Annotated in this window: 26 protein-coding genes; 12 read left to right on the plus strand and 14 right to left on the minus strand. The window is 63.1% G+C overall.

Going from position 1 to position 25,115, the window contains the following annotated elements; translation table 11 throughout:
• Positions 1-217: 217 nt before the first annotated feature.
• The 7 genes from BH93_RS24165 to BH93_RS24195 all read right to left on the minus strand — a co-directional run bounded on the left by BH93_RS24165 (position 218) and on the right by BH93_RS24195 (position 6,496).
• On the minus strand, positions 218-535 hold the full coding sequence (locus BH93_RS24165) for a hypothetical protein (RefSeq protein WP_155290911.1): 318 nt from the start codon (positions 533-535) through the stop codon (positions 218-220).
• A 97-nt stretch (positions 536-632) separates the two neighbouring features.
• The gene (locus BH93_RS24170) at positions 633-1,484 is read right to left on the minus strand and encodes a DUF6282 family protein (RefSeq protein ID WP_037173480.1); all 852 of its coding nucleotides are present in this window, start codon (positions 1,482-1,484) and stop codon (positions 633-635) included.
• Positions 1,484-2,164: an RraA family protein gene (locus tag BH93_RS24175; protein ID WP_197914484.1), complete on the minus strand. Its 681-nt coding sequence runs from the start codon at positions 2,162-2,164 to the stop codon at positions 1,484-1,486. Before BH93_RS24175 ends, BH93_RS24170 begins: the two co-directional genes overlap by 1 nt.
• The gene (locus BH93_RS24180; RefSeq protein WP_037173014.1) at positions 2,161-3,246 is read right to left on the minus strand and encodes an isocitrate/isopropylmalate dehydrogenase family protein; all 1,086 of its coding nucleotides are present in this window, start codon (positions 3,244-3,246) and stop codon (positions 2,161-2,163) included. The genes BH93_RS24175 and BH93_RS24180 overlap by 4 nt, the downstream gene beginning before the upstream one ends.
• Positions 3,243-3,998 (minus strand): hypothetical protein, encoded by a 756-nt coding sequence (locus BH93_RS24185; protein WP_037173015.1) that lies wholly within the window; start codon positions 3,996-3,998, stop codon positions 3,243-3,245. Before BH93_RS24185 ends, BH93_RS24180 begins: the two co-directional genes overlap by 4 nt.
• On the minus strand, positions 3,995-4,927 hold the full coding sequence (locus BH93_RS24190; protein WP_052065002.1) for a hypothetical protein: 933 nt from the start codon (positions 4,925-4,927) through the stop codon (positions 3,995-3,997). The genes BH93_RS24185 and BH93_RS24190 overlap by 4 nt, the downstream gene beginning before the upstream one ends.
• Before the next feature lie 258 nt (positions 4,928-5,185).
• Positions 5,186-6,496: an MFS transporter gene (locus BH93_RS24195; protein WP_165712840.1), complete on the minus strand. Its 1,311-nt coding sequence runs from the start codon at positions 6,494-6,496 to the stop codon at positions 5,186-5,188.
• Positions 6,497-6,680: 184 nt separating this feature from the next.
• Here BH93_RS24195 and BH93_RS24200 point away from each other — a divergent pair, with 184 nt between their 5' ends.
• Both BH93_RS24200 and BH93_RS24205 read left to right on the plus strand, forming a co-directional pair.
• Positions 6,681-7,595 (plus strand): LysR family transcriptional regulator, encoded by a 915-nt coding sequence (locus tag BH93_RS24200; protein WP_052065004.1) that lies wholly within the window; start codon positions 6,681-6,683, stop codon positions 7,593-7,595.
• A gap of 124 nt (positions 7,596-7,719) precedes the next feature.
• Positions 7,720-7,929 carry a tautomerase family protein gene (locus BH93_RS24205; RefSeq protein WP_037173016.1) on the plus strand — a complete coding sequence of 70 codons (210 nt, stop codon included), beginning with the start codon at positions 7,720-7,722 and terminating at the stop codon, positions 7,927-7,929.
• 38 nt (positions 7,930-7,967) lie between these two features.
• On the opposite strand, the gene BH93_RS24210 is transcribed toward BH93_RS24205, so the two are convergent.
• Positions 7,968-8,933 (minus strand): LysR family transcriptional regulator, encoded by a 966-nt coding sequence (locus BH93_RS24210; RefSeq protein WP_052065005.1) that lies wholly within the window; start codon positions 8,931-8,933, stop codon positions 7,968-7,970.
• Between the two features lie 63 nt (positions 8,934-8,996).
• Here BH93_RS24210 and BH93_RS24215 point away from each other — a divergent pair, with 63 nt between their 5' ends.
• Positions 8,997-10,244: an MFS transporter gene (locus BH93_RS24215; RefSeq protein WP_052065006.1), complete on the plus strand. Its 1,248-nt coding sequence runs from the start codon at positions 8,997-8,999 to the stop codon at positions 10,242-10,244.
• Entirely contained in the window at positions 10,241-11,671 is a 1,431-nt protein-coding gene (locus tag BH93_RS24220) for an FAD-binding protein (RefSeq protein WP_052065007.1), read from the plus strand. The genes BH93_RS24215 and BH93_RS24220 overlap by 4 nt, the downstream gene beginning before the upstream one ends.
• On the opposite strand, the gene BH93_RS24225 is transcribed toward BH93_RS24220, so the two are convergent.
• On the minus strand, positions 11,598-12,029 hold the full coding sequence (locus BH93_RS24225) for a hypothetical protein (RefSeq protein ID WP_155290913.1): 432 nt from the start codon (positions 12,027-12,029) through the stop codon (positions 11,598-11,600). The genes BH93_RS24220 and BH93_RS24225 overlap by 74 nt on opposite strands.
• Before the next feature lie 207 nt (positions 12,030-12,236).
• Between BH93_RS24225 and BH93_RS24230 the strand changes: the two genes are divergently transcribed.
• From BH93_RS24230 to BH93_RS24240, 3 genes are all read left to right on the plus strand, one after another.
• Positions 12,237-13,061 (plus strand): GGDEF domain-containing protein, encoded by an 825-nt coding sequence (locus BH93_RS24230; RefSeq protein ID WP_165712843.1) that lies wholly within the window; start codon positions 12,237-12,239, stop codon positions 13,059-13,061.
• Between the two features lie 107 nt (positions 13,062-13,168).
• Entirely contained in the window at positions 13,169-13,789 is a 621-nt protein-coding gene (locus BH93_RS24235) for a class I SAM-dependent methyltransferase (protein ID WP_037173018.1), read from the plus strand.
• Positions 13,790-13,848: 59 nt separating this feature from the next.
• Positions 13,849-14,337: a DinB family protein gene (locus tag BH93_RS24240; protein ID WP_052065009.1), complete on the plus strand. Its 489-nt coding sequence runs from the start codon at positions 13,849-13,851 to the stop codon at positions 14,335-14,337.
• A 4-nt stretch (positions 14,338-14,341) separates the two neighbouring features.
• Here BH93_RS24240 and BH93_RS24245 read toward each other — a convergent pair whose 3' ends face one another.
• Together BH93_RS24245 and BH93_RS24250 are read right to left on the minus strand one after the other, a co-directional pair.
• A complete protein-coding gene (locus tag BH93_RS24245; RefSeq protein ID WP_052065010.1) occupies positions 14,342-14,632 on the minus strand; it encodes a hypothetical protein in 291 nt (96 codons plus the stop codon).
• A 101-nt stretch (positions 14,633-14,733) separates the two neighbouring features.
• Positions 14,734-15,762 (minus strand): ABC transporter substrate-binding protein, encoded by a 1,029-nt coding sequence (locus BH93_RS24250; protein ID WP_037173019.1) that lies wholly within the window; start codon positions 15,760-15,762, stop codon positions 14,734-14,736.
• A gap of 176 nt (positions 15,763-15,938) precedes the next feature.
• On the opposite strand from BH93_RS24250, the gene BH93_RS24255 reads away from it, so the two are divergent.
• From BH93_RS24255 to BH93_RS24275, 5 genes are all read left to right on the plus strand, one after another.
• The gene (locus tag BH93_RS24255) at positions 15,939-16,949 is read left to right on the plus strand and encodes a dioxygenase family protein (RefSeq protein WP_037173022.1); all 1,011 of its coding nucleotides are present in this window, start codon (positions 15,939-15,941) and stop codon (positions 16,947-16,949) included.
• A gap of 31 nt (positions 16,950-16,980) precedes the next feature.
• Positions 16,981-17,196: a twin-arginine translocase TatA/TatE family subunit gene (locus BH93_RS24260; protein ID WP_037173023.1), complete on the plus strand. Its 216-nt coding sequence runs from the start codon at positions 16,981-16,983 to the stop codon at positions 17,194-17,196.
• Between the two features lie 119 nt (positions 17,197-17,315).
• Positions 17,316-18,056 carry a twin-arginine translocase subunit TatC gene (tatC, locus tag BH93_RS24265; protein ID WP_242459054.1) on the plus strand — a complete coding sequence of 247 codons (741 nt, stop codon included), beginning with the start codon at positions 17,316-17,318 and terminating at the stop codon, positions 18,054-18,056.
• Positions 18,044-18,484, plus strand: a complete 441-nt coding sequence (locus BH93_RS24270) for a preprotein translocase (protein ID WP_037173027.1) — start codon at positions 18,044-18,046, stop codon at positions 18,482-18,484. The genes tatC and BH93_RS24270 overlap by 13 nt, the downstream gene beginning before the upstream one ends.
• A gap of 48 nt (positions 18,485-18,532) precedes the next feature.
• A complete protein-coding gene (locus BH93_RS24275; protein ID WP_155290914.1) occupies positions 18,533-19,555 on the plus strand; it encodes a hypothetical protein in 1,023 nt (340 codons plus the stop codon).
• Positions 19,556-19,758: 203 nt separating this feature from the next.
• Here the strand turns inward: BH93_RS24275 and BH93_RS24280 are convergent, their stop codons facing one another.
• The 3 genes from BH93_RS24280 to BH93_RS24290 form a co-directional block, all read right to left on the minus strand.
• Positions 19,759-23,943: an Ig-like domain-containing protein gene (locus tag BH93_RS24280; protein WP_037173031.1), complete on the minus strand. Its 4,185-nt coding sequence runs from the start codon at positions 23,941-23,943 to the stop codon at positions 19,759-19,761.
• Positions 23,944-24,223: 280 nt separating this feature from the next.
• Complete coding sequence (locus BH93_RS24285) at positions 24,224-24,727, minus strand: LppA family lipoprotein (protein ID WP_037173033.1); 504 nt, start codon at positions 24,725-24,727, stop codon at positions 24,224-24,226.
• Positions 24,728-24,789: 62 nt separating this feature from the next.
• The gene (locus BH93_RS24290; protein WP_155290915.1) at positions 24,790-25,104 is read right to left on the minus strand and encodes a hypothetical protein; all 315 of its coding nucleotides are present in this window, start codon (positions 25,102-25,104) and stop codon (positions 24,790-24,792) included.
• Positions 25,105-25,115: the final 11 nt, after the last annotated feature.

Consider the following 25,115-nt stretch of genomic DNA (forward strand, 5'->3'; position numbering starts at 1 on the left):
GAACAATATGTACGAAGAATGTGTACGCAACACAGCGTCACACATAAACCGAGTTAGTGCAACGGACCGTCGCAGATACTCCAGGAATTCGCTTCGAAACGACGAAACCGGCCGACCGCTGTGCGGTCGACCGGTCTCCAGAATGTTCGTTCACCGTCGTCGTGCATAGAAACTCGTAGCGGGCTACGAGGTTCCGCTCACGTGCGACGAAGTCGCTCTACAACACCATCGCAAGGAAGCCCACGCCGACGATGATGCCGAGAATTCCGGTGCCGATGGCCAACGCCGTGTCGGTGCGTTCGGCACGCTCCCCGGTGAGGTCGGGGGTGCGGTCGGCCCACAGCGCGGCGGCGACGGCGATGATCCCGGCGGCGATGCCGAGCCCGGCGGCCCAGAACGAGACGATCGACATCGCGCCGAGCATCACGGCGATCTCGGTCACCTGAGCGCGGGTACGGATGCGTCGGTTCCACCACTTCGGCGACAGGTCGTCGTCCATATCGTGGGCATCGAAATTCGGGGAGGTGACAGTCACGGTTCTCTCCTTCCTCAGGCAGGCTGAGCTGGGGTTCGGTGCGCGAAAGTACGCTCCACTATTTTGGCACTCGGCAACCGAGAGTGCCAATCCCCTGCTAGGACGCAATGAGGCTCGAGGGCCGTTCGACGAGTAGCTCACGAATTTCGCGCTCGGACACACCGTTGCTCCGCAACCACGCTCGTGTCCCGCTCAGCCACTCCTCGATATCGGGATTGGCCGGCTGCCCGAGGTCGGAACTGAGGATCACCCGCGGATGCGCCCCGATGGCCGTCAGGAGTTCCTCCGGCGTGCGCCGCTTCAGGATGTACGTCAGACCGGTGAGTTCGATGAAGACCTGTTCGAGATCCGCGAGGGCACGAAGGTCGTCGTCGGTCAGTCCGACCATGGGGTGAGTGGCGTGCGTGACGACGATGCGCGAAACTCCATGCTCGACGGCACAATCGACGACGCGCATCACCTCGTCGCGCACGCAGTGGCCGGTGGCCAACACAACCGGCAGATCGGCACAGGCGGCAATCACCTCGACGGTCTCGGGCAGCAAGCGACCCTCGTCGTCACTCACACGTATGCCCACGCTGCGGGCGCCGATGTCCGGATGGAACGCATCCTGCGACGGGGCATGCGCATGCCCGGTCAGTGTGGGCAGATAGATCAGCGGGCGAGCCGGAGAATCGGGCCCGTGGGTCAGCACCGCTTGCTCGACGACCCTCGGATCGAGGCCACCCGCAAGATGATTGAGCACCACCGAGCCCGATACCGGTAGTCCTCGTCGGCGAGCCTCCCAGGCGACCGCGGTGGTGGAGGCCAGGTGAGACTTGACCACCACCCATCCTGCGAGCCGCCGATACTCCTCACCCGCCTCCAGCACAGTGCGCCGTCGCCGCAGCGTATCGACCCCGGCGTGGTGGTGGATATCCACGAACTCCAGATGCACAGGGTCCGCCATCACGGCCTTGCCGGCTCCCACGGTGTCGCGTAGCCGAATTCGCTTCGCGCTCGGTCCAATCGAGTACCGGCCCGCACTGCGTCGGCGATGCGTCGTTCGGTCTCGTCGACCTGTGTTGCGCGCTCGGCCACCGCCTCCGCGATCGCCCGAGGAATCCGAATCGCACCGTTGTCGTCGGCGACGATCACATCGCCCGGGCTCACTCGCACCCCGTGTACATCGATGTCGTTGCCGGTTGCCGCGAGCGTGACGCGATTCTTTCCGCTGACCATCGACACCCCGGTGCTGAACAATGGGTACCCGTGGCTTCGGATCTCGGCGATGTCGCGGGCGGAACCGTGAATCACCGTGCCGGCGACACCGCGCTGCATGGCCACCGCGGTCAGGATGTTGCCCCAGTTGGTGCATTCGAGGCTGCCACCGTTGTCGACGACGATGACCGCCCCGGCGGGCACGTCGTCGATGTAGTTGGCGGCATTGTGGAAGGTTGTCGTATCTTCCACCGGCCCGTACGTGACGGTGTAGGCGACCCCGACCATGGTCACTCCCGGTACCCGACAAGCGATTCCGGTGAGCACACCCGGAATGCCGAGGCTGTCGAGGGCATCGGACACTGCGGCGGTGTCGGTGAGGCGGAGGCGATCGATCACGTCGTCGAGCGCGGGTGCTGGCAGTGTCACGATAGCTCCTCGATGATGGCCTTGGCGGCGATGGATGTGCTGGCGGAACCGCCGAGATCGTACGTAACGGTGGTCCCGGCACGGATGACGTTCGATACCGCGGTGCGAATTCGGGAGGCCGCGGCGTCCTCACCGAGATGCTCGGCGAGCTGCGCGATGGTCAGGATCATGGCCATCGGATTGGCTCGCCCGGCTCCTGCCATTCCGGGCGCGCTGCCGTGGACCGGCTCGAAGTAGCACCCACCGTCGCCGATGTTCGCGCTACTGGCCAATCCCAACCCTCCCATCACACCCGCGCCGAGATCGGAGAGGATGTCTCCGAACATGTTCTCGGCGACGACGACGCCGAATCGCCCAGGGCTCTTGACCATCCACAGTGCGACGGCGTCCACGTTGGCGATCTCGAAGTCGATATCGGGGTAGTCGGCGGCAATGGTCTCGAGCCGTCCGCGCAGGAAGTTGCTGCTCTGCCGCAGCACATTCGGCTTGTCTGCGAGTGTCACGAGCGAGTGCCCACCCACCACCGCACGCTCGAAGGCGAAGCGCAGTAGCCGATCGATTCCTACCCGGGTCTGCAGGCGAAGACTGACACTGGTGTCCGCGGGTCCCGAGGCGGCCGCATTCGGGTGATTCGACACCAGATCCCAGAGTTCGCCGTCGAGTCCGTGGTAGTCGAATCCGGCATACAACCCCTCGGTGTTCTCGCGGACCACCTCGAAGGCGAAGGTGTCTGCGCGGTAATCCGTGACCGGACGCAGGTTGGCGTACAAGCCGAGTCGCTGCCGAAGCTGGATGACGGGCGATACGAATCGCACACCGGTGCCGCGAAGCTCCACGGGCAGTTCGGCTTCGGCCTCGCGCAACGGCTTGCTGGTGATCGCCGCGAGCAGACACCCGTCCGTCCGGTCGATGAGATCCCACGTCCGTTCCGGAACCGGGTTGCCCTCGGTCTGCCAGCAGGACCATCCGACGTCACCGAATTCGAGTGTCCAGTCGAGGCCTGCAGCGGCGATGATCGGCAGGGCTGCATCGGTCACCTCGGGACCGATGCCGTCGCCGGGCAATACTGCGATGGTGGTCATGCCGCTCCTTCGATGTTGTGGCGGTTCGTGTCTCGCGCATCTGCGAATATCGGGTGCGCCGCGAGAGCACGCGCGACGGCCGGCCAGTTGTCTCGATGTGGACGCATTCCGGAACGAGGGATATCGGCGATCACACCGTGTTCGGGTACACGAACGGTTGCCGTGGTGACCAATCTGGATTCCTGGCCGACGATCGCGAGCATCGGCCCTCGGTGATCCGCAACGACAGGTTCGAGGTCGATCGAGGTCAGCATCGACATCCCCATCTCGATCCGGCGGCAGGCGTCGTCGATGTCGTCGATACGGGTTGCTGCACCGTCGACGGACGGAGACCGAACAGAGTGCGATCGGACGTAGAAGTCCAAGGTGCGTAGAGCGTCGTCGATCCTCCGGTGCCGGGCAAGTTCGGCTACCTCGCCGAGCCGCTGCGCCAGTGATGCGTCGGCGATCGTCGGTGCCGACACGGTCAACACCGCGGCGTCGGGCGCTACCGCGGGCAACATTGCCTGGACCACTGCACCGCCGAATGCGTTACCGCAGAGCAGATTCGACTCCGCCAGATCCGGTCGACGACGCAGCCATTCGGCGGCCACGTCCGACACGGACATCGCATCGTCCTCGAGAACGGCGAGGGTGTCGACAAGCTCCACCTGGTAGCCCGCCGCCCGTAGCCAGGCGCTGATCGGATCGAAGAAGCCCGGATCGAACACCGGCTGGACGGGCCCGAAGACCACGGCACGTCCCCGCGTCACGAGGCGATACCGTGCAGGTCCCGGGCCGCGAGAACGGAGTCCCGATGGCTGCCGCGGAAGTGCTCACGCTGGTCGATGGACAGATCGAAGTGGCCCATCAGCAGATCGGTCATCGGAATTGCGGGCCGCGACTCCGCTACAGATGCGGCAAGAAAGTCCGAAAGCTCCAGTACGGTACCGAGATCCACAGCTCGCGAGTCGATCGCGGGGTCACGATCGAGGTATGCGATCCACTGCTCTGCGATGAGATTGCCCGCACCTTTGCCCATACCGAGAACCGACGAGTCGATCCACGTGGCACCGCTGCCCACAGCGGCGAGGGCGTTGGCGAGGGCCAATCCGAGATTGTTGTGGGCGTGCAGACCCGCCGCGGCCGGGGTGACGATCTCCACGAGATTGATCAGCGATCCGACATCCGAGGGGCGGAGGCTGCCGTTGGAGTCGGCCAGGTACACCACGTCCGCACCGGCCTCGCTGGCACGCAGTGAGAGATCGGCGATCTCCCGAGGTGCGAGACGGCTGACACGAGTCAAGTTGGCGCACACGGTGAATCCCATGTCCTTGGCCGCAGTGAGCATCGCGAAATCGGACTCCGCCGGCGACTGCGTCAGGCACAACCGCATCAATCGCGCCCCCGCGTCGTACGATGCCGCCACGTCGGCGTAGCTCATGTTCTTCGGGTGTCCGATCAGACCGGTGTGATCGGGCCCGATGTGCTGCGCCAGTGCTCGCACGTAGTCCGGATCACCTCGCCCGGTCAGTCCGGTGCTCTTCGACGGATCGAAAGACCCTTTGAGATAGGCGATTTCGACCCAGTCGAAGCCTGCATCGACGCTTCGCCGCGCGTGCTCGAGTGCATAGTCGAGTGTGAAGTTGAAACCGTTTCGATAGCCGCCGTCTCGCAGCGTCACATCGATGTTCGTGATCATGGAGCCCCCAGTCCGCTGAGAAAGTGTCGGATCGTGACACACGTTCTGCGGGAGGCGTCGTCGCGTCCCAGGGAGAAAGTTAGGAAAGCTATTCGAGTTGCGCAACCGGCGACGGGCGGTCGTGACCCGCACCACGAAACCGGCCGTGAACAGCGCGTTAACGATAGCTATGTGCTCGGTAATGTCCCCAGGTGAAACGCGGGCTCCCCGGACCGACGGGCTGATCCGGGGAGCGTGTTCCTTACATCCACTTTTGAATCAGGGATTGTGCTCGCGGGCACTGGACACGAAGACCACCGCGGCGATCAGCGAGGTGATGCCGGCGAACCAGTAGAAGGTTTCGGTGATGCCGAGGTGTGTCGACACCAACCCCGCGATGATGGCGGGCACGGAGATCGCGATGTACGCGATCACGAAATACGCGGCCAGCACTTCGCCGCGCTGGGCATCGGGTGCCGCTTGGGTCACCCGGCGCGTTCCTGCCATGAAAGCGAGGCCGAAGCCGACACCGGTTGCGATGGCTCCGGCGAAGAAGGTCACCGAGGTGGACGTGGCAAGTCCGATCGAGGCCAGGACGAGGCCCACGATCAGCGCAGCAGATCCAACCAGTGCCGACGAGCGAATGGTGGCCGCGGGCCTGGTGAGATTCCAGATCAGTTGGCTGACCCCGCCGACGCCCTGAACGGCCAGAATCACCAGACCGGCCACCAGATGATTGTTGACGTGCAGAAGTTCCTTCGCGATGGTGCCGCCGAGCGCGAGATACAGGCCACCGACCGACCACGCCGCGGTCACGCTGAGTCCCCCGATGGCGAACTCACGGCGGATACCCGCGGGCAGGCTCAGTCGCTGGATTCTGATCAGGCTGCTACGCAACGACTGGCGATTCGCCACCGTCTCCGGAACCCAGATCGCGATCCCCACCAGAACCACCACGGACAGTCCGGCCACCACCAGGTACGGGGTCACCAACCGCGCCGGTGCCCACTGCGCCAACACGCCGGTGAGCACGGCACCGAAGGCGATGCCCGACGCCGTCGCCGTGCTGTTCACCAGGGACGCGACGCGATGATCGCGGCGAAAGTGCAACTCCGACAACGCAGCACCGGCTGCACCGGTGAACACGCCGGTGGCGGCACCCTGGATCGCACGGGCCGCGTACAGCCATCCCACGTTGTCTGCGAACACGAAGACCACCATGCTCGCCGCCAGGACTCCGATGCTGCCGAGCATCACCGGACGCCGGCCGATGCGATCGGACAGACCACCCATCATCAGCAAGGCGAGCAGCACACCGCCCGCGTAGATCCCGTAGATGAGGGTGATCGTGGTGGCCGAGAATCCCCACTTCGCCTGGTAGTCGACATACAGAGGCGAGGGTGTTCCGCTGGCGGCCAGGGCCAGCGCGGTGGCGGCGGTGACCAGCCAGAAGGACAGGCGCGATGCCGGCGGGGCAGGCGCGGCAGCAGACGCCGCCTCGATCGCATCTTCGACCAAAGCGGATCCGACGACATCGTTCGATGCGAATGCGGCCGTGTCGCCGCTACTGGTACGTGCAGTGGATGTCACGAGAATGCTCCGTTCGCGTGCTCGTCGGGTACGCACGAGTGATGTGAATGCAGATGGACCGACACGGCGGTGTGTCGACACAGACGAGGCTAGCGACAGGAGATCGGTATCGGGTAAGACCGAATCAGCGTAGGGGGTATAGCCTGGGGGCTATGTCCTTCGGATATGGCCCGGCGAGCCGACGATGACCGACCTCGACGAGATCGCCATGCGCCATCTCCGCTACTTCCTCACCGTGGTCCGCGAGGGCAGCGTGTCTGCGGCAGCCAAGGAACTGCGTATCGCCCAGCCGAGTCTGAGCAATCAGCTGCGCAAGCTCGAAGCGCGTGTCGGCGTCGAGCTGTTCGCCCGCTCGGCCGGTGGGATGACCCTGACGCCTGCCGGCAGAATCTTCCTCGACGGCGTGGAGACCATTCCCACCCAGTTCAGAGCGGCAGTTGCCAATGCTGTGCGAGCAGAACACAACTGGTCGATCGGGGTGTGTTCGGGCGTTCCGTCGCACGTCATCGAGTTGGTGGAACGAGCGCTCGAGCGGCAGGCCCGGGATGCAATGGGGACCTCGGCCAGCATCGAACTGCGCTCGGCCGGCTCGACGCGACAGGCCACGCTGCTCGAGCACGGAGAGCTCAGCTTCGGGCTCGCGCGGTTGCCGCTCGACAACGACCGGCTGGTCGCCGCGCAGGTGTGGCGCGAGGAGCTCGGTGTCGTGGTGGGCAAACACCACCCGTTCGCCGCCGGCCCCACCGTCACCTGGTCGCAGCTCGTCACTCAACGACTTCTGTGGTTCGACACCGCGAAGGCCCCGCTCTACGCAAGCTCACTCCTCACCGCCCTGCATGCGGCCGGTTGGGCACCCGACCTCGTGGTTGCCGACACCAGCCGCCACATCTTGTTCCAGCATCTCCTGCAGACCAACCCCGATCTGGTGTCGTTGCGGCCACGGTCGGCGATCGAACCGGATCCCATCCTGCAGTGGAAATCGATCTCCGACGGGCCCGCGCTGGAAGAGAGGCTCGGCCTCACCGCCATGCAGGGAACCGACTACGCCGAGATCGTGCAACGCGCCGCCGTGGCCAGTGGATGGCTGTCCGGGGTATAGCAGTTTCGATATGTGACAACGGCCACTTGCCGGTACATGGCTCGGTACACACTGTTAGCGTCGGCAGCGTTCACAGCGGTCGGATCGACCGGCCGACACTTCCCTCCCGTTGTCAGGAGCTGCAATGCCGATACTGCACATCGTTCAAACCCCGGGACAGTCGCCCGAGGCGAAGAAGGAACTGCTGGAGAAGCTGACGTCGACCTACGTCGAGGTCACCGGCGCAAAGCCCGCCAGTGTCTGGGCGACCATCGAAGAGGTGTCGAAGGACGACTGGTCGATCGGCGGCGAGACGCTGGCCGATCGCGCCGCGAAGGCAGCGCTGAGTTCGTAACCCGCGCAACGTGACTGGATCGACCGAAGGCGTGTTCTTCAGCGCTTTCGGTCGATCCGCTTCGGATCGATCGTCGGAGCTCCCGAGAACTGGTGCCGCCGAGAAACGATGAAATCGCGGAACAGCTCCACCGGTGGCGGCAAGGTCCGATCGCGCAGCCACACCAGTCCGATTTCTCGGAACGCATCCTGATCGATCAGTTCGAGCTCGACGATATTGGGCCACCGAGCTGCCGTCGGCGGCATCACCGCAACACCGAGTCCGGAGCTCACCAATCCACGGATCGTCTCGGATTCTCTGCTCGTGAACACCACATTGGGACTGAAATCGGCTCGAGTACACAGCTTTCGCACTATGTCGCTGATCCAGTAGAAGTCGGGGAAGCCGATGAACGCTTCGCCCTGAACCTCGCGCAGCAACACCGAACGCTGCTGTGCGAGTCGATGACCGCGCGGCACCAGCAGGCGGAGGTACTGGATTTGCACCGTCACCGTCTCGATTTCAGGAGACGACGGGGGCGGTGAGATGAGTGTGAGGTCGATTGCATTGCACCTCAATGCATCCAGAAGATCTTCACCGCTTCCCTGCATCAAGTCGATCGACACCCGGGGGTATCGAGTATGGAAGTCGCGGACTATGCGCGGAACGGCATCGCCACCCATGGTGAGCGGAAAGCCGAAAGACACCTTTCCTCGACCGGGGTCGACTGCCTCGAGCGTGTGCGCAATTCCCGCTTCGATCTCCTCGACGGCACGTTCGACGTACTGAGCGAAGATCTTGCCGGCCGGCGTGAGGCGCACCGAGCGGCCACGTCTCACGAACAGTTGGATGCCGAGTTCCTCCTCGAGCCGGGCCAACGACCGACTCATCGTGGGCTGCGGAACACCCAGCGCAGCAGCAGCATTGGTCATGTGTTCGGATTTCGCAACCGCTGCGAACTGCGCCAGCTTGGGCATCAGATCCGCAGCTGTCACCGCCGCGCCGGTCTCCCCCTCATGCATCATTGCATGGATAATAGGTCAATTGATCATTGGACGCATCTGCGGCATCTGCTTACTGTCGCAGCCATGACCAACGACACCGCCACTGCCTCGTCGAACCGTCGGAGCACTGGACTCCTGGTTCCGACCGACCGTCGGTATCGGCGTGCGATGGTGGCTCTCTTCAGTGCCGGCGTGAGCGTGTTCCTGCTGCTGTACGTGACCCAGGGTCTGTTGCCCCAGTTGGCATCCGGACTTCACGTGACTCCGGTGATTGCCAGTCTCACCATCTCGGCCACCACCGCAGGCGTTGCCATCGGACTCATCCCCATGAGCAGCCTGTCCGAAATCGTCGGGCGCGTACCGGTGATGACCGGGTCGATCTTCACCGCCGCGTCCATCGGAGTGTTACTTCCGCTGTCTCCCAACGCATGGTGGCTGATCTCGTTGCGTGCCGTCCAGGGATTGGCATTGGCCGGCCTGCCCGCCACCGCGATGGCATACCTGGCCGATCGAGTCGACCCGCGGTACACCACCGCCGCGATCGGGATCTATCTGTCCGGCAACAGCATCGGCGGACTCGGCTCGCGGTTCCTTGCGGGTGTGGTCTCGGAATTCGCGGGCTGGCGGATCGCTCTGGGCGTTCTCGGATTCACCTCCATGGCGTGTGCCGTCGTTTTTCGGCTGCTGATACCCGGCGAGGGCGCTCGACCGGAACAACCCCTGACTCCCCGAGCTCTGGTGAGAACACTCGGCCTTCACTTGCGAAACCCCCTGCTGTTGCGCTTGTATCTCCTCGGTGCCCTGTTCATGGTGGTGTTCGGCGCGGTGTACACGGTGCTGGGATTCCGTTTGGAGGCAGATCCTTTCGGTCTCACCGAGGGTGCCGTCGGAGCGTTCTTCCTCATCTACCTGGTAGGAACGGTCATCAGCCCGCGCGTGGGCCGCGTCGCCGGAAAGATCGGCGTGAACCGGACGCTTCTGGCAGGTGCAGCTCTGGCAGCAGTGGGAACCGTTGTGACGCGTGCCGATTCACTGATCGCCATCGCGATCGGCCTGTCGATCGTCACCGCCGGATTCTTCACCGGCCACGTCGTGGCATCGGCGAGCGCAAGCTCCTCGGTATCCACCGCACGAGCGCAGGCGTCGGCTCTTTATCTCACGGTCTACTACGTGGCTAACAGTGTGGGTGCCACCGTCGCCACCGCCACGTTCCATTCCCACGGATGGAACGGCGTCACCGTTCTGTGCCTGTGCTGCATGGCGCTCGCCGCAATCGTCGCACTGACGCTCCCCAGGAAAGTTCGACCGACCGAGAACGAGGACCTCTCATGAAGCATGTGGATGTGATCGTCATCGGCTGCGGTGCGGCCGGATTGGCCAGTGCCGTCAGCATTCTGGAGCACTCACCGGGCGCGCAGCTGTTGGTTCTCGAGCGCGCGTCGGTACGCCATCGCGGTGGCAACACGGCATGGACATCGTCGTTCTTTCGTACGACCGCAGAGGGTGACCCGTCCATCGATTTCGTCGAGCGAATGCACTCGTTGAGCGAGGGACGGACCCCGAGCGAGCACATCGACGCCCTCGCTCTCGGCTGCCGACAGACCATCGAATGGTTGAGCGGCACACACGACATCCGATTCGTCACCGACAACACGTACTTCCTGACGTCCAAGGGTCCGCGGCTCATGCCGCAGGGCGGTGGAGCATCGATCGTCGAGAAGCTGGTGCAGTCGGCCGAACGACTCGGAGCCCAATTCCGCTACGAATCGAAGGTGATCGGACTGTCTCGACTCGACGAAGGCTGGGAGGTGACGATCGACGGACCCGACGGCGCGTACGACGTGCGGGCTGCCCATGTAGTGGTTGCATCTGGCGGCTTCGAGGGGTCACCCGACCTGCGGAAACGCTACCTCGGTCCTACAGCCGAGGCCATGCGGACCATCGCCCCGGGCGGCAACTACAACGACGGCGCGTGCATCGAATTCGCCGTGCACAACGGCGCGGCCCGCGGGGGCCAATACGACCGTTTCCACGGTGAGCCGACCGATGCGCGGTCCACTCGTCCCGAAGCGTTGGTGATGGCGTACCCCTACGGCATCGTCGTCGACTCTCACGGTCGGCGGTTCCTCGACGAAGGGTCCGATTCACCCGACAACACCTTCGAGGAGCTGGCCTACCGGATCTGGCGCGATGCACACCAAAGCGCTTACCTCATAGCCGATTCCCGGCTGCTCGATATCGTCGGCATCGACCGGGCAATCCTCACCGACCGCCCGCCGTACACCGCGTCGACAGTTGCCGGACTGGCCGAGCGTATCGACGTCCCGGTCGACGAGCTCGAATGGACGATCTCTCGGTTCAACGATGCCTGCACCACAGGTAAATTCGACCCACACTCCTGCGATGGCCTCGGCACACAGGGGCTGCTTCCACCCAAATCGAACTGGGCCCGGCCACTGACCGAGGCACCGTTTCTCGCCTGGCCGTTGGCGTGCGTCATCACCTTCACCTTCGGTGGACTGGCCACGGATGCGTCGGGACGAGTTCTGGACACCGCAGGCAGTGCTGTTCCCGGCCTGTATGCGGTGGGCGAATCTGCTGGGATCTACTACAACACCTACCCCGGAGCCACCTCGGTACTCCGCGCCCTGAACGGGGGCCGCCTACTGGGCTCCACCATCGCCATCATCCCCACAGAAGACGCTGCCCCACAACCGCTCTCATCGGACCGAGATCGAATGTCTTCGCATCCGGCATGAGGTAGGGCACGAGAATGCGCATCGCGTATTCGCGGTGTTCGAGCAGAACCTCGAGATGAGCGTCCGACGCCCCCTCGACGGTCGCGTCGGACACGATGGCGTACGAGCGAAGATCGTCGGACGTGGCTCGCAACCGTCCGACGAGTTGCTGATGAACCGACATGGTCGACGACGCATCCGCCTGCCCCTCCGAAGGGAGAACCCTCTGACCGAGCGAGATGTGATTGACGACAGCCACCGGTTCGAGTCCCCACCTCTCGCTGATTCGTTCGGCGGCGATCTCGACACACACGTCGAGTAGATCGTCGAAATCTTCTTGGCACTCGGCGCTCGTCACTTCTCGCCACTTCGTCATCATCGAAAACCCCCATCGTCGGCCGGCTGCCCCACTACTTCGACGGCGCCCGACAGCAAACGGTTCCCAAAAGTCGTACATTCGTGCCAGTTTTGCTGCCTTCCAGCAGACGCACGTGTCGATGGGCTCGCCCGGACCTCGACTAGACTCCCGATGCAGGAAGGGGAGAAAGCGGGTCGGTGCGTCGTGGAGGATCACTGGTACCGGCGCATGTTCGCCTCCAGCCCCGTGGCGCAGGCTCTCTCCGACGCCGACGGATTGTTCGTCGACGTCAATGCCGCCTACTGCGAACTCGTCGGCTTGTCCTCCTCGGAACTGTTGGGTCGATCCGCGACGGTGCACACTCACCCGGACGACCTCGCACTCCACGGAAGCGTCGAGGATCTGATGGCCGCCGGGATGGCCGCGAACAAATCCGTGAAGGCCGAGGTGAGGTTCGTTCGACCGAACGACGAGATTCGCTGGGTTCTCCTGACTCTGGTTCCTTTCACCGGTCCGTCCGATGCCGAGTGGACGCTCGCTGCCGCTCTCGATATCACCGAACGAAAGGAAGTCGAGGACGGCATCCTGCGTGCGTCCCGAACAGATCAGCTGACCGGGGCACTCAACCGTCGCGGCTGGTCGGACTACGCGGTGTCCGTCATCGACGGCCATTCGGTCGACACCGTCGTCGCGGTTCTCGATCTGGACCATTTCAAACAGTTCAACGACAACTTCGGCCACGCAGCGGGCGATAGGTTGCTGCGCGACTTCGCGTCGGCGGCCCGTGAGTGTATCGGCGTCGATGGACTTCTAGCACGTTGGGGCGGAGAGGAATTCGTGATCACTCTGCGCAACTGCGATCGTCGTGGCGCTCTTCGATCACTCGAGGCTCTGGCATCCGCCACCGCGACTTCGGGTGTGACATTCTCCGCCGGATACACGCTCCAGCGACCGAACGAAGGTCTTCGCCACACACTCGACAGAGCCGACGCATTGATGTTTCAGGCGAAGCGCGCCGGCCGCAATCGAATGTTCACCGACGCACCTCGCTGAGACGGTGCGAGTGCTTCCCGAAACTTGCCGATCCAGCAAACTTACTTGCCATACAGCCGCATGGGCTGACACTCTGACATCTGTACGCCACCGCGAAAGGCCATGGGATGACACACGCATTCGACAAGAACTACTGGGAGCAGCATTGGAATGATCGAACATCCCACACCGCCCAGGCCAATCCGTATCTCGTCGAGGAGACAGCAGGTTCGACACCCGGCACCGCACTCGACGCGGGCTGCGGTGCGGGAGCGGAGGCGATCTGGCTGGCCGGGCAGGGTTGGCAGGTCACCGGTGCCGACATCTCCGCCGCCGCTCTCGCCACCGCCGCGCAGCAGGCCGAGGGGGCGGGCGTCGACGTCACCTGGATCGAGGCCGATCTGACCACCTGGAGTCCTGACGAGCGATGGGATCTGGTGATGACCCACTACGCGCATCCGTCGATTCCGCAGTTGGACTTCTATCGACACATCGCCCAGTGGGTGGCACCGGGTGGTTCGTTGCTCATCGTCGGACACCTGCACGACGGCGGGCATCACCATTCACACGGGGACGACGAACAGCCGCCGCACGAGGCCACCGTCACCGCGAAAGACATCACTGCTCTGTTCGACGCCACAGCGTGGCGCGTCGACACCGCAGCCGAACGCTCGAGGACGGTCGGCGGACCGGCCGGTCACTCGAAAACGTTGCGCGACGCGGTGGTTCGAGTCACGCGCCAGACCTGATCTGGCGTCGCAGCGGCTCGGGTGTACGGTCCGGTGATGCAAGGCAAAGAACCGTACCGATGGTGATATCGCAGCAAGACGACGCCGAAAGCCGAGTCGCTGACGCCGTTCTGGCGATCACCGGCGGAAGCCTGTCGTCGATGACGGAGATCCTGCGGGACCTGGGTGACGAGTTGGCCAACACGAAACCGGACCTGCCAGGTGCCAACAGTCCGTACGCCATCGTGTTCCACTGCGTAGCCGTGATCGAGTACTGGGCGGGCTCGGTGATCGCTGGCCTGAAGATCCCGCGGGACCGCGCCGCCGAGTTCACTGCCACAGGCCGGGTCGACGATGTGATCACCCGGCTCGATGATGTTCGGGCGCGTCTACCCGAGTGGGTGGATGTCGCACTACGCGAAGGGATTCGCGATCGGACCGTCATCGGCACCACACGCCCGGAGCTCGCAACCGCCACCCCGGAGTGGGTGTTGACCCACTTGGTGCGCGAGCTGGCCCAACACCTCGGCCAGCTCGAAATCACACGCGACATCCTTCGTCAGGAGTGACCCCTCAACGATCGATGGTGACGTTCGGCCACGGTGGCCGTCTCACGACCGCCGCACATCCCAGTGTCGCTGCAATGAGGCCGGTGAGTGCACCGATGAGATGGATACGGCCCATATCGACAGCCGGAGTCCACGTGGCCGTACCGTCGGTGATGGTGAACAACCCCACGGCGGTCTCTGCTCCCCGAGCCGATCGACGCGATACCGGCAGAATGGTCGTGCGGTCGTCCACTCTGACGGTCTCGCCGTATTGCACGGCCGATGGGCTGAACACGTCGGGCAAGCGTGAGGTCATGGGCACTCCCGGAGTCGACGGACGGACATCGCGGTCAGACTACTCGTGCACAGACTCTTCCGGACGTTCCCGAATGCCGCCGCCCCGCTCCTCGGTAGTTATCAGCCGGCGTTGTTCACGGCGGCTGCGAGTCCGTCGACCAGGGTCGGCAGGAAGTACGGAATCGACAGTGCCGTCGGGCCCACTGCAGCTCCGGCTTCCTGGCCGACGAATCCTGCGACTGCACCCGCGGCAACGGCCGGAATCTGCCGTGACACAGGCGAATCGACGAACTGCTGCAGGGCGTCGTCGGTGTCGACCTGAGTGAACACCACATCCGCGTCGATTTTCGAGATGTTCTCTGCCGAGACGGTGGTCGAGTACGTGGCGTCGTCGGTCGCGAGATCGGTCACCGATGCAGGCGAGACGAAGCCGAGATTCTCGAGCAGCTCCACTCGGGGGTCCGACGGGAGCAGCAGGTAGTACACGTCGGCAGCCTCGGACACGTATGCGATCGAACGGCCGTCGAATTCGGGATGCTGCGCACCTGCCTCGCTCACCTGCCGGTCCAGATCCGAGACCAGATCGCGGGCCCGATCCGGAACGCCCAGAACATCTCCGGTGGTGGTGATGACATCGCGCCACGGCGTCGACCACAGCTCTTCGGGCGGAGCGATGACGGGGATTCCAGCGTCGGTCACCGCGTCGTACTCGGCCTGCGTCAGGCCGGAGTGCGGGGCCAGCAGCACATCGGGATCGGCGGCGAGCACCTTCTCGACCGTCAACGCATTGGTGACGTTGTCGAGCAGAACCGGTGCCGCCTCGCCGCTCGCGTCGATGGCGTCGGAGATCCACGGGTAGATCAGATCGTCGCCGCCGCCGTATTCGGCCGCGGGCATGGCCACCGGCACGACGCCGAGCGCGAGTACCGCGTCCGTTGTGCCGAAGCCCCAGGTCGCAACCCGTTGAGGCACAGCGTCGAGGGTGGTCTCGCCGTACATGTGTTGCACGGTCAGCGGAAACGAGCCGGTGGATGACACCGCGGTCGGAGTCTCGGCGGTATCGGAAGAGCTGCAGCCCGCGAGTGCGATGGACCCGGCCAACGCGGCGGTGAGCACGGCAGCGAATCGAATAGTTGCGCGATGAGTCATGAATGTCCTGTATGTCGGTGATCGGACTTATAGGTTAGCCTTAGCTATCCATGTCGGTAAAACCGACCGCCCGGGGCTCACAGGAACCTCGCAGTGAGAGTCCAGGGTTCTCACCGGAACATCCCAGAGTATTGGCATTACCGAAAAGAACCGATGCCATCTCAGGAGATCAGACGATGCCCCCAATTCCAGAGCCCACCAACACTTCTGCCGGACCGACCTACGAGGGACGGCTGCTCGATCGCCCCACCGAAGAGGTGGTCGATCAGGGTGCCGGGTTCGACATCACCACCCTGATCACTCGCCGCCGCGTGCTCAGCATCGTCGGCGCGGGGGCCGGAGCGGTGGCACTCGCCGCCTGCTCCTCGACGTCGAACGGCGCAAGTGTCACCAGCACAACCACTTCCACGACGACGGCTACCGCCACCGCGAGCGCAACGAGCGAAATCCCCCAGGAGACCAACGGCCCCTACCCGGCCGACGGCACCAACGGCGTCAATGTTCTCGAAGAATCAGGGATCGTGCGCAACGACATCACGTCCAGCCTCGACGGCGGAACCACAGTCGAGGGAACGCCACTGTCGTTCACCTTCATACTCACCGACATGGCGAACGACAATCGACCGTTCGAGGGTGCGGCCGTGTACGTGTGGCAGTGCGATGCCGCCGGCCTGTATTCGATGTACTCCGAGGGCGTCGAAGACGAGACGTACCTGCGCGGCATTCAAGCTGCCGGTGCCGACGGTACGGTGACGTTCGAGACCATCGTCCCCGGCTGCTATTCCGGTCGATGGACCCACATGCACTTCGAGGTCTATCCCGACGCGGCGTCGGCAACCAACGCGGACAACGCCATTGCCACCTCGCAGGTCGCGTTCCCTCAGGACATGCTCGACGCGATCTACCAGCTCGACACCTACCCGAGCTCCGCGAAGAACCTGGCCCAGCTCGGCAGCCTCGACAACGACAACGTCTTCGGCGACGGCTACGACCTCGAGATGGGGACGTTCTCGGGCGACCCCACATCCGGTTACGTCGGGTCCTTGGCCGTGGCCATCGACACCACCACCGAACCCGCCGCAGGCGGCGGCGGAGCACCTGCCGGAGGTGGCGGTCAGCCTCCGATGGGCGGCGGCACTCCCCCAGCAGGCGGCCCACCGGCTGACGGCGCCGCACCCACCAACTGATCCCCTCTCCCCACACCCCGAAGGAAACATCATGTTGCACAACCTCACCGGATGGCACGCCCTCATCGTTCTCGCCATCCTGCTGCTCGTGTTCGGCTCCACCAAACTCCCGTCACTCGCCAAGGGCGTCGGCCAATCGCTGCGCATCCTCAAAGACGAAGTGCGCGAGGACAAAAACGCGGCACTCCGCGATGACGCGGTTGCCGACGCTTCGTCCGCCACAGTTCCGTACCGACACGCGTCGTGATCACGGCCACCGCCGCGCGGGCTACCGCTCCACGGAGCACTGCCTCGCGGGCTACCGCTCCGCGGGGCGCTACCACACGGGCTACCGCTCCGCGGGGCACCATGCCCCTGGCAGGGCATATGCGCGAGGCACGTCGCCGTGCAATCCGCGCGGCGGTGTCCCTGCTCGTCGGCATAGCAATCGGGTTCGCCCTCTCCGACCAGATTCTCGATATCCTCCGCGCACCCGTCGAGGAACTCGCCCTCTCGCGCGAAGCCAGTCTCAACTTCGAAACTGTCACCGGCGCTTTCGATCTCGAACTGAGAATCGCCCTGTTCGCCGGCGTGATCGTGTCGAGTCCAGTCTGGTTGCGTGAGCTGTTCGCCTACCTCACTCCCGGTTTGACGCGTCGCGAGAAGAAGTACGTGTACGGATTCTCCGCCGCCGCGGCCCCACTGTTCGTGGCCGGGTGCATGTTCGGGTTCACCATCTTCCCGCGCATGGTCAGCGTCCTTGCCGGCTTCTCCTCCGACGAGGACAGCACCATCCTCAACGCCTCGTACTACGTGGATTTCGTCATGAAGATCGTGTTGGCGACCGGTGTCGCCTTCGTCCTTCCGGCAGTGCTGGTGATGCTCAACTGCCTCGGCATCCTCTCCGCACACAGACTGCGCAGTAGCTGGCGGCTCAGTGTCGTCGCCATTGCGTTGTTCAGCGCGCTGGTCACGCCTGCTGCCGACGTCCTGTCCATGTTCCTGGTCGCGCTACCGATGGCGACCCTGTTCGGTGCGGCCATCGTGATCACCGAGGTACACGACAGGCGAGCTGCCAGGCGCGCCCTCACACCCTCGAAACCGGAGCTCACGTCATGTTCGGATTGACCTTCGAAAAACTGTTCCTGGTCGCGATCATCGCCGGGTTCGTTCTCGGCCCCTCGCGCCTCCCCGGATACGCCCAACAACTCGGACGGGCCGTGCGCTCTGTTCGACATTTCGTCGACACCACTCGCAGTGCAGCGGAAGACGAGATGGGCGTTCCGCTGCGCCGCAGCCATTGGGAGACGATGGACGTGCGCCAGTACGACCCGCGACGCATCGTCGCCGACGCCTTACGCGAGACCGACGTCGCCCCGAGTACCGAGTGGCCCGACGAGGTCCTCGCTGAGGCCGGCCGAGTGCGACCCGGTCAGAAATATCTGATCACCGGTCCGTCGTCGCATCCACGCCGAATCCTCATCGATTCACTGCCCGAAAACGACCCACGCCGCATCGCGGCACAGGTCGTCGGCGAATGTCGCACTGCAGGTTAGAACGGCGAAAGAAGGACGTTGAGTAACACAATCCGGCATGATGTAGCGATGACTACCAGCGTCTTGGCTGCTTCGGAGTCGGGTGTGTCCGCAATTGCGTTGTGGACCTTGATCGTCGTGGTGATCGCCGCTGTCGGTGCCGCGTGGGCTGCGTTGAGCGTGCGTCGGGTCGGCGCGAACGAGGACGTCATCTCCCGCGAGGTGGCGGCACTGCACAATGCTGTCGATCGTCAGGTGCGCCAGTCGAGCGACAACGACTCGTGGAATCGCGATCAGGTGACCGCGCGCTATCAAGAGCTGCTCTTCGCCCTCTCCAATGTCGATCGTGTTGTGGCCGAGGAGATTTCCGCAGCGGTGATCTCGACGCCGGTGGGCGATCTCGCTGCTGCGACTCGGGCCCTGAACAAGGCCTACGACCAGTTGAACCTCGCACTCAGCGCAGCACTGGTGGTTGCTCGCCGACGCGTTCATCCATTGGCGCTGGAGTTGTCGACGGGCATCGATCGCCGAGTGTTGACCCCGCTGGCACCCGAGACCGGAATTGCCGGGCCCGCCTACGAACGCCTGCAGAGCGAGCACGCGTACATCATCAGAATGCACTCGTTGTTGCTCAAGGCGATGCGCGCCGATCTGGGTCTACTCGATCCCAGCGCCGAGGCCACACTGATCTTCACCACGAAGGAAGTGGAAACGGGGGTGCTGTCGGATCGGTCGACAGCAGCCGGACGCAGTGGGGTGCAGCTGATCAACCTGCTCGAGGATTTCGGTGTGACGCCACTGCTGGGCGCGGCGGACGACTACGTGATGTCCGACGCCCTGGTGGCCCAATGCGAAGAGCTCTACAGCGCAGTGAGCCCGTCGTTCCAGGCAGTGATGCGGCACATCGGTGACGAAATCGATCTTGCGGTTCGGCCCGACCTCACCGACGAACGTCTCGACGAGATCTACGACATCGCAGTGCGTTTGGTCGAAGCCGGATTGCGCGGAAACATCCACCGCAGAGACGGATTGGACGGCAGCAGCCTGTTCCTCATCGACCCGACACATCAGGCAGGGATCGATCGGGTGTAGCCGGCCTCAGGGCGTAAGTTAGGAACAACTCGACGCAACGATCAAGGCGACGGATAGGGCGAGAGTCCGTTCCCATTCCTGCGAGCGCACACCGAGCTGTTCGACGGTTCAAAATCGCATCCCTCGAAGTGATGCGCGGAATAACTGCGGTCTCGACTGCCCCAGCGGACATCAGCTTGCCAAACCGCGTTCCCCTAGTCCCGTCAGAATGCGGTTCCGTACAACACCGCCACGTCTCCGCTGATGTTCGTGGCGACAATGTACGAGCCGTTCCGGCTGGCAGTCACTTGCTGGTAATCGCTTGCGTTGTTGTTGATGTCGATGTTGCTGGCGTAGGGGGTGCTGCGTGAGGGGTCGTTCAAGTGCTTGGACACATCGATGACGTACAGCTTGCCGTGGGTGACCACGAAGGCCCGTTTTCCGTCTGCGGTCGTCGCGATCGAGTGCGCGTAGTCATTGATGTCGATGTAGGAAACTGCGGGTTGCGCTGCCTCGAGATCCACATAGGCCACGGTATTGCTGGTCGAGTGATTCGTGATCCAGCCTCTCGTCCCGTCCGCGCTGATTGCCATGAAACCGACTTGATCGTAGGAATCGAACGTGTCGGTGATCCTGATGGGTTCCAGTGTTTCGGAGATCAAATCGATGACGTCCACGGAACCATTGGCGTTGTAAACCATTGCGCGCGTTCCGTTCGCGCTGATGACGACCGACCGAGGTGATCCACTGACCGCCACTGTCTGCGTCGGTTGAGTCCCGCCTTCGTTGATGATGGTCACCGTTCTGGACTGGTAATTTCCAATGATGGCTTTGGATCCGGTCGCGCTGATCGCGACAGCCACCGGGCTCGTTCCGATATTGATCGGAGCGCTGACCGACGTTGTGACGCCATCGAAGTCGAGGACTATCGCTGTGCCGTTGGATGAGTCGACGACGATTGTGCGCCGACCATCATCACTGGTGGAAATGCGGGATGCCTGGCCACCGACGTTTACCGTCGTCCTAATCGGAACGCCGGTTGAGTAGTCGACGACGGTCACCGTTCCGGCCGACCCGTTGGCTACGTACGCGCGAGTACCCGCAGCGTTCACTGCGATGTCCGTCGCAGATGAAGACAGTTCGACCTTGACTACGTCGGGCTTCGGTGCAGCAGTCGTGTCTACGACGTACAAGGCATTCGTGCCATCGATGACGAAGGATTTCTTTCCGTCCGCAGAAGTCACGATGTCGATGGGTGCTCCGGACGCACCCAAGCTCGTCGACACCGACGCACCGATGCGGTAGTTGGTCGCAACGATTCCTACGTCGTCGAACCCCTTCTGCAGCGCTTGGATCTCGTCCACGCTGAAACCCTGTGCTTTCGCGGAACCGATGATCGCCGAGCGGGCGTCTGTGAAGCCTGAGGTGACACTGAGCTTGTACAGCGAATGAAGCACAACCCGTTGCCATTCCACGCTGGTGACGCCCTGGGTTCGATCGTCTGCCATTGCAGCGGATACCGCGGAGCTGAAGATCGTGCTGTTGTTATACGCTCGATATCCACCGCCGGGCTTGTCGTCGCGCTCATTTCCTTTCGATCCATCAAAATCGTCGTAGTGGTAGTGAAAGTCGTTACCCTCGTTCTTGACGGCGCCCGGAACCAGGTTGTTCCTGAACGCACATTGGGACAGAGCCTTCTGGTCGTCCGGGACGGAATCGCAGACCAGCATATCCTCGCCGAAATCGAACCGACCACGATTGCTCATCGGCTTGTTCTCGATGAGGTTGCCCATCAGGTCGGCGTACGCCTCCTTCATCGCGTAACCCTCGGGGTTGTAGTCGAGGCCCTTGCCGTCGCCCACAATCATCTTTTCGACGATGTGCGTGTATTCGTGAGCAACTATGTCGCGAGCCGCCTCACTGCCGTATCCGAAAATCATGTCGCTCGACGCCAAATTCGTTCCAGCGCCAGCTATTATGTTGATTTTCGGAACTATATATACATCGGTTGCGTGCCCGTATGCACCGCCGTCTGCATTGTTTCTCTCCGATGGGATTTCGAATCCCAGTACGTTTCGATAATGATTCGAGACATATTGGACATACCGCAGTGCGGTGAGCGCCGCGCCATCGGGCGAACCGGTCTGCGTCTTCACGAGCACCGCGTCTTCGGCATCATCCCGCGTCGCCCTGTATACCCGCACGATCTGCCCGCTGATTGGGTCCACGCCCTCGTAAACGAGAGTGCTTCCTTCTGTCTTGATGTTGTAGTTGAAACTCGTTCCGCCCCAGTTCCCCTGCCGGATGGCGCTGGCACCTTCGAATTCTCCATCCTCGTCGATTACGGTTCCGCTGCTCGCTCCGTTCGCGCTGACGAAGTACGTCGACACCGCACGCAGGCCAAAGCTTTTCGTGTCGACTGCTGTTACTTGCCACGCGAGAGTCGGCCTCCCCGTGTTGGTATCAGGGACAATCACCTTCTCAGCGGTGAACGAGATCGAAGAAACGCCCGAGGCCGCTCCGGATGACTTGGCAGCGATTGCTGCCTTCACTGCGGCAATGGCTTCGGCCACCTCGTCAATACTTTCCGCCGCGGCGGTGTCAACTGCGGTCAAGTCGTTGTCGTAGGTGCTGTACAGACCGGTAACGTCGCCGGACGCATTGGTCACCAACACAATCTGGGATCCGATCACGCGAATACCGTTCTGTGTCGGGCTGGCGTAGTAGTACGTCTCAGCGAAGGCTGTGCCGTCACGCCTCACTTGCTGCACAGTCTTCGAAGTAATGTGCGCCGTATCCGCAAACTGCGACGGTGCTCCTATCAACGCGGCGACACGGTTGAGCGTCGCGGCTGCGTCGGCCGCGTCTTTCACGCTTGCATCGATGAATTTACCCTCGATAGTGCGTATTTCGCCATCGGAGTTCTCGACCACGTCGATCTGCCCTGTTGCCACGAGCTGAGCCAATTCGGAAAGCTGTATCGATGATGCCTGGGAAACCTGTTTGGCAACGATAGGGAGTGTGACGACGACGCTGGCATCGAAGCCCTTGCCGTCTGTCACGGACACCGTGAATCCCGTGGCGTCCTCCGCCGTCGTCGCATAGGCGGCGTGACGCGCTTGGGCAGTCGGCGTGAAGACGAATTGACCGGTGGCTGCGTTGACGGACAAAACACCCTTCGTTGGGTCGACGGCCGAGACAACGGTGAATCGAAGTGGATCAGTGTTGGGATCGACTACGTTCACTCGTCCGATCACGACAGCAGTGTTCGGGTCGACGGTGTAGCTGAAGGCCGGCGTCGCCACTATCGGAGTGCCGTCGGCCGCGGTGATAGACACCGGCACAACCACACGCGTCGTACTACCATCGTTGAGCGGTATTCGCCCGCCGGACCATGCGCTGAGGATGCGGTTGAGGAACCCCGACGGTCCATGGATGTGTTCGGACGCGTTCGTTTCAGCCACTGTCACGGTGAATGTGTCTGTGCCACCTGACGCCGTTAGTGCTGGATTCGCCATGTAGACGTAGGTTCCGTCTGCATTCAGCTGAATCGTTCCCCTGGAGGGTGCAACCGCAAGTGCGTACCGAAGCGGATCACCGTCAGGGTCGCCGGCTCCGATGCTGCCGGACACGGTCCCATTGCTCGGGGACCCGGTGACGATCGGTGATGCGTAGGGGGATTGATTGAAGAAGGTCGATTGGAAACGCCTCGTGAGTCCCCACACCAATGCGAAGTATGGCGAGGCTCCTGTCGGAGTACTGGGGGTCGTTCCATTCGATGGCATCAAACCGAGCAGTGTCAATAGGTTTCGCTGCAGCGTTGGTTCCTGTGTCTGCGGGGCTATATCTGCATAGACCGACAGCGTTTGCGGCGCAGTCCTTGTGTGCACCGACACTGCAGCATCGATTACGTTCTGTTGCGACCCTGACGAAAAGTTGACCGCGACCTGAGCGTCGATACCGGAAGAGGGCGGCGTCCCGGCGGATGCGGTTGCTGTCGACTTGGTTTTATTCGGCACCACCGCTGTGATAGGCGGCTCCAACGTGGGCTTTACCTGCGTAGTTGTGGGCGGCGCGCTGGTGCCCGAGTCGACGTTGGGCGCTGAGTTCGACACGGTCCCCTCGATGGAGCCGTCTCCTGTCGATGACGACGACTGGCCGTCATCACCGTTGATCAGATCTTCAGCTCGATCCTTTTCCGGATCTTCGGTCAGCGAGGCCGGAACCGCCGGTTCGGTCGTTGCTGCGGCGGTCGTCGGCTGTAGTGGCGGATCCGAGACAGGATCATCGACAGCCGGTGCCTCTGACTCCTCCACGACGGTCGATGAGCTGCCAGAGTCCCCGTCCACCAACTCGTCCGGGCCGATCGCTGCGCCCTCTTCCTCTTCGTCGAGATTGACCGAGTCCACAACTGCTGTGCTCGGTGATGCGACGGCGGCACCTTGGCCCGTCACCAAGGCCGCACCGACGCCTACCGTCAGGGCTCCAACCCGAAGCCATTGCACGGTGGTCGGTTCCGGCCGGGCGACCCTATGACGTCCTTTGGCCCGACGTGACTTGCGAGGACTCGAAGCGGACATGGCATTCCCCTAGCGGCAAATATCCGCCGGTGCGCGGACCTCGGACAATGCTGGCTCTCCCCGATCGTTTGCGCTATCCACCGAATAGATGACCTACCGATCCGTCGAACTACCGTAGGTAGCAACCCGTCGTGATCATCAGCGCGGTGCGTCCGCCTGCACCCAGCAGTATCTGTCCGCCGCTGGGGTCGCGCAGACTCACCGAGCGCCGTGTCCCGTCGTCACGCCCCTGACCGACACCGTCGAACCCGTTGGCGACGGCGATGGAATTGACGGCCTCGAGCACGGCCCGCCACCGATCGGCTGGAATCGGCGCGTCGGAACTGAACGGCACGAGCTTCACATTCAAGCCGGGCGTATTGGAATACGGCTCATCGCAGGGTGATTCGCTGCGTGTGCGGGTGGTCGACCATTCCAGTCCCGGCACCAGCGCCGTGATCGCCGCCTTGATGTCTTCCTGCATCCGCTCGAAAGCGGGCTCCACCGTGCTCTGCCGCCCTACCCGCTGCTTCAGCTCCTCGAACCGCAAGGCGGTCTGCTCGGCAACGATTTCCGAGTCGGCCTTCCCACGCGGACGATGCTCCCCCTCGTACGGTTCCGGTGTGTTGCTCATACATCCCCCCAGGAACACGGCAGCCAGTATTGCTGCTGCCGTGCACGCATTTCTTCGTCGTGTCATCGGGCCACTGCCACATCGGGAATGCCTGCGATCACGGCTGCTTGATTGAACTGACTCGTGGTGTCCAGCTTGTAGTAGTCGCTGTGACTTCCCATCCGATCGACAATCGGGCCGGTGAATCGATCGGTGGACATGAGCGCGACGTCGGTGCCGTCCACCTCACTTGCCTCGCCCACCCAGCCGTCGATGAGCTCGAGGCGATCGAGCTGATCGCCCAGATCGATCAGTGTGCTGATTCTGCTGGTGAGCGAGCTGCTGAGCCGCTCGAGCCCTGCCGTGTCCCAGTCGTTCATTCCCCCGATGTCAACCACGCGGTCAAGGT

Source organism: Rhodococcoides fascians A25f (assembly GCF_000760935.2).
Classification (GTDB): Bacteria; Actinomycetota; Actinomycetes; order Mycobacteriales; family Mycobacteriaceae; genus Rhodococcoides.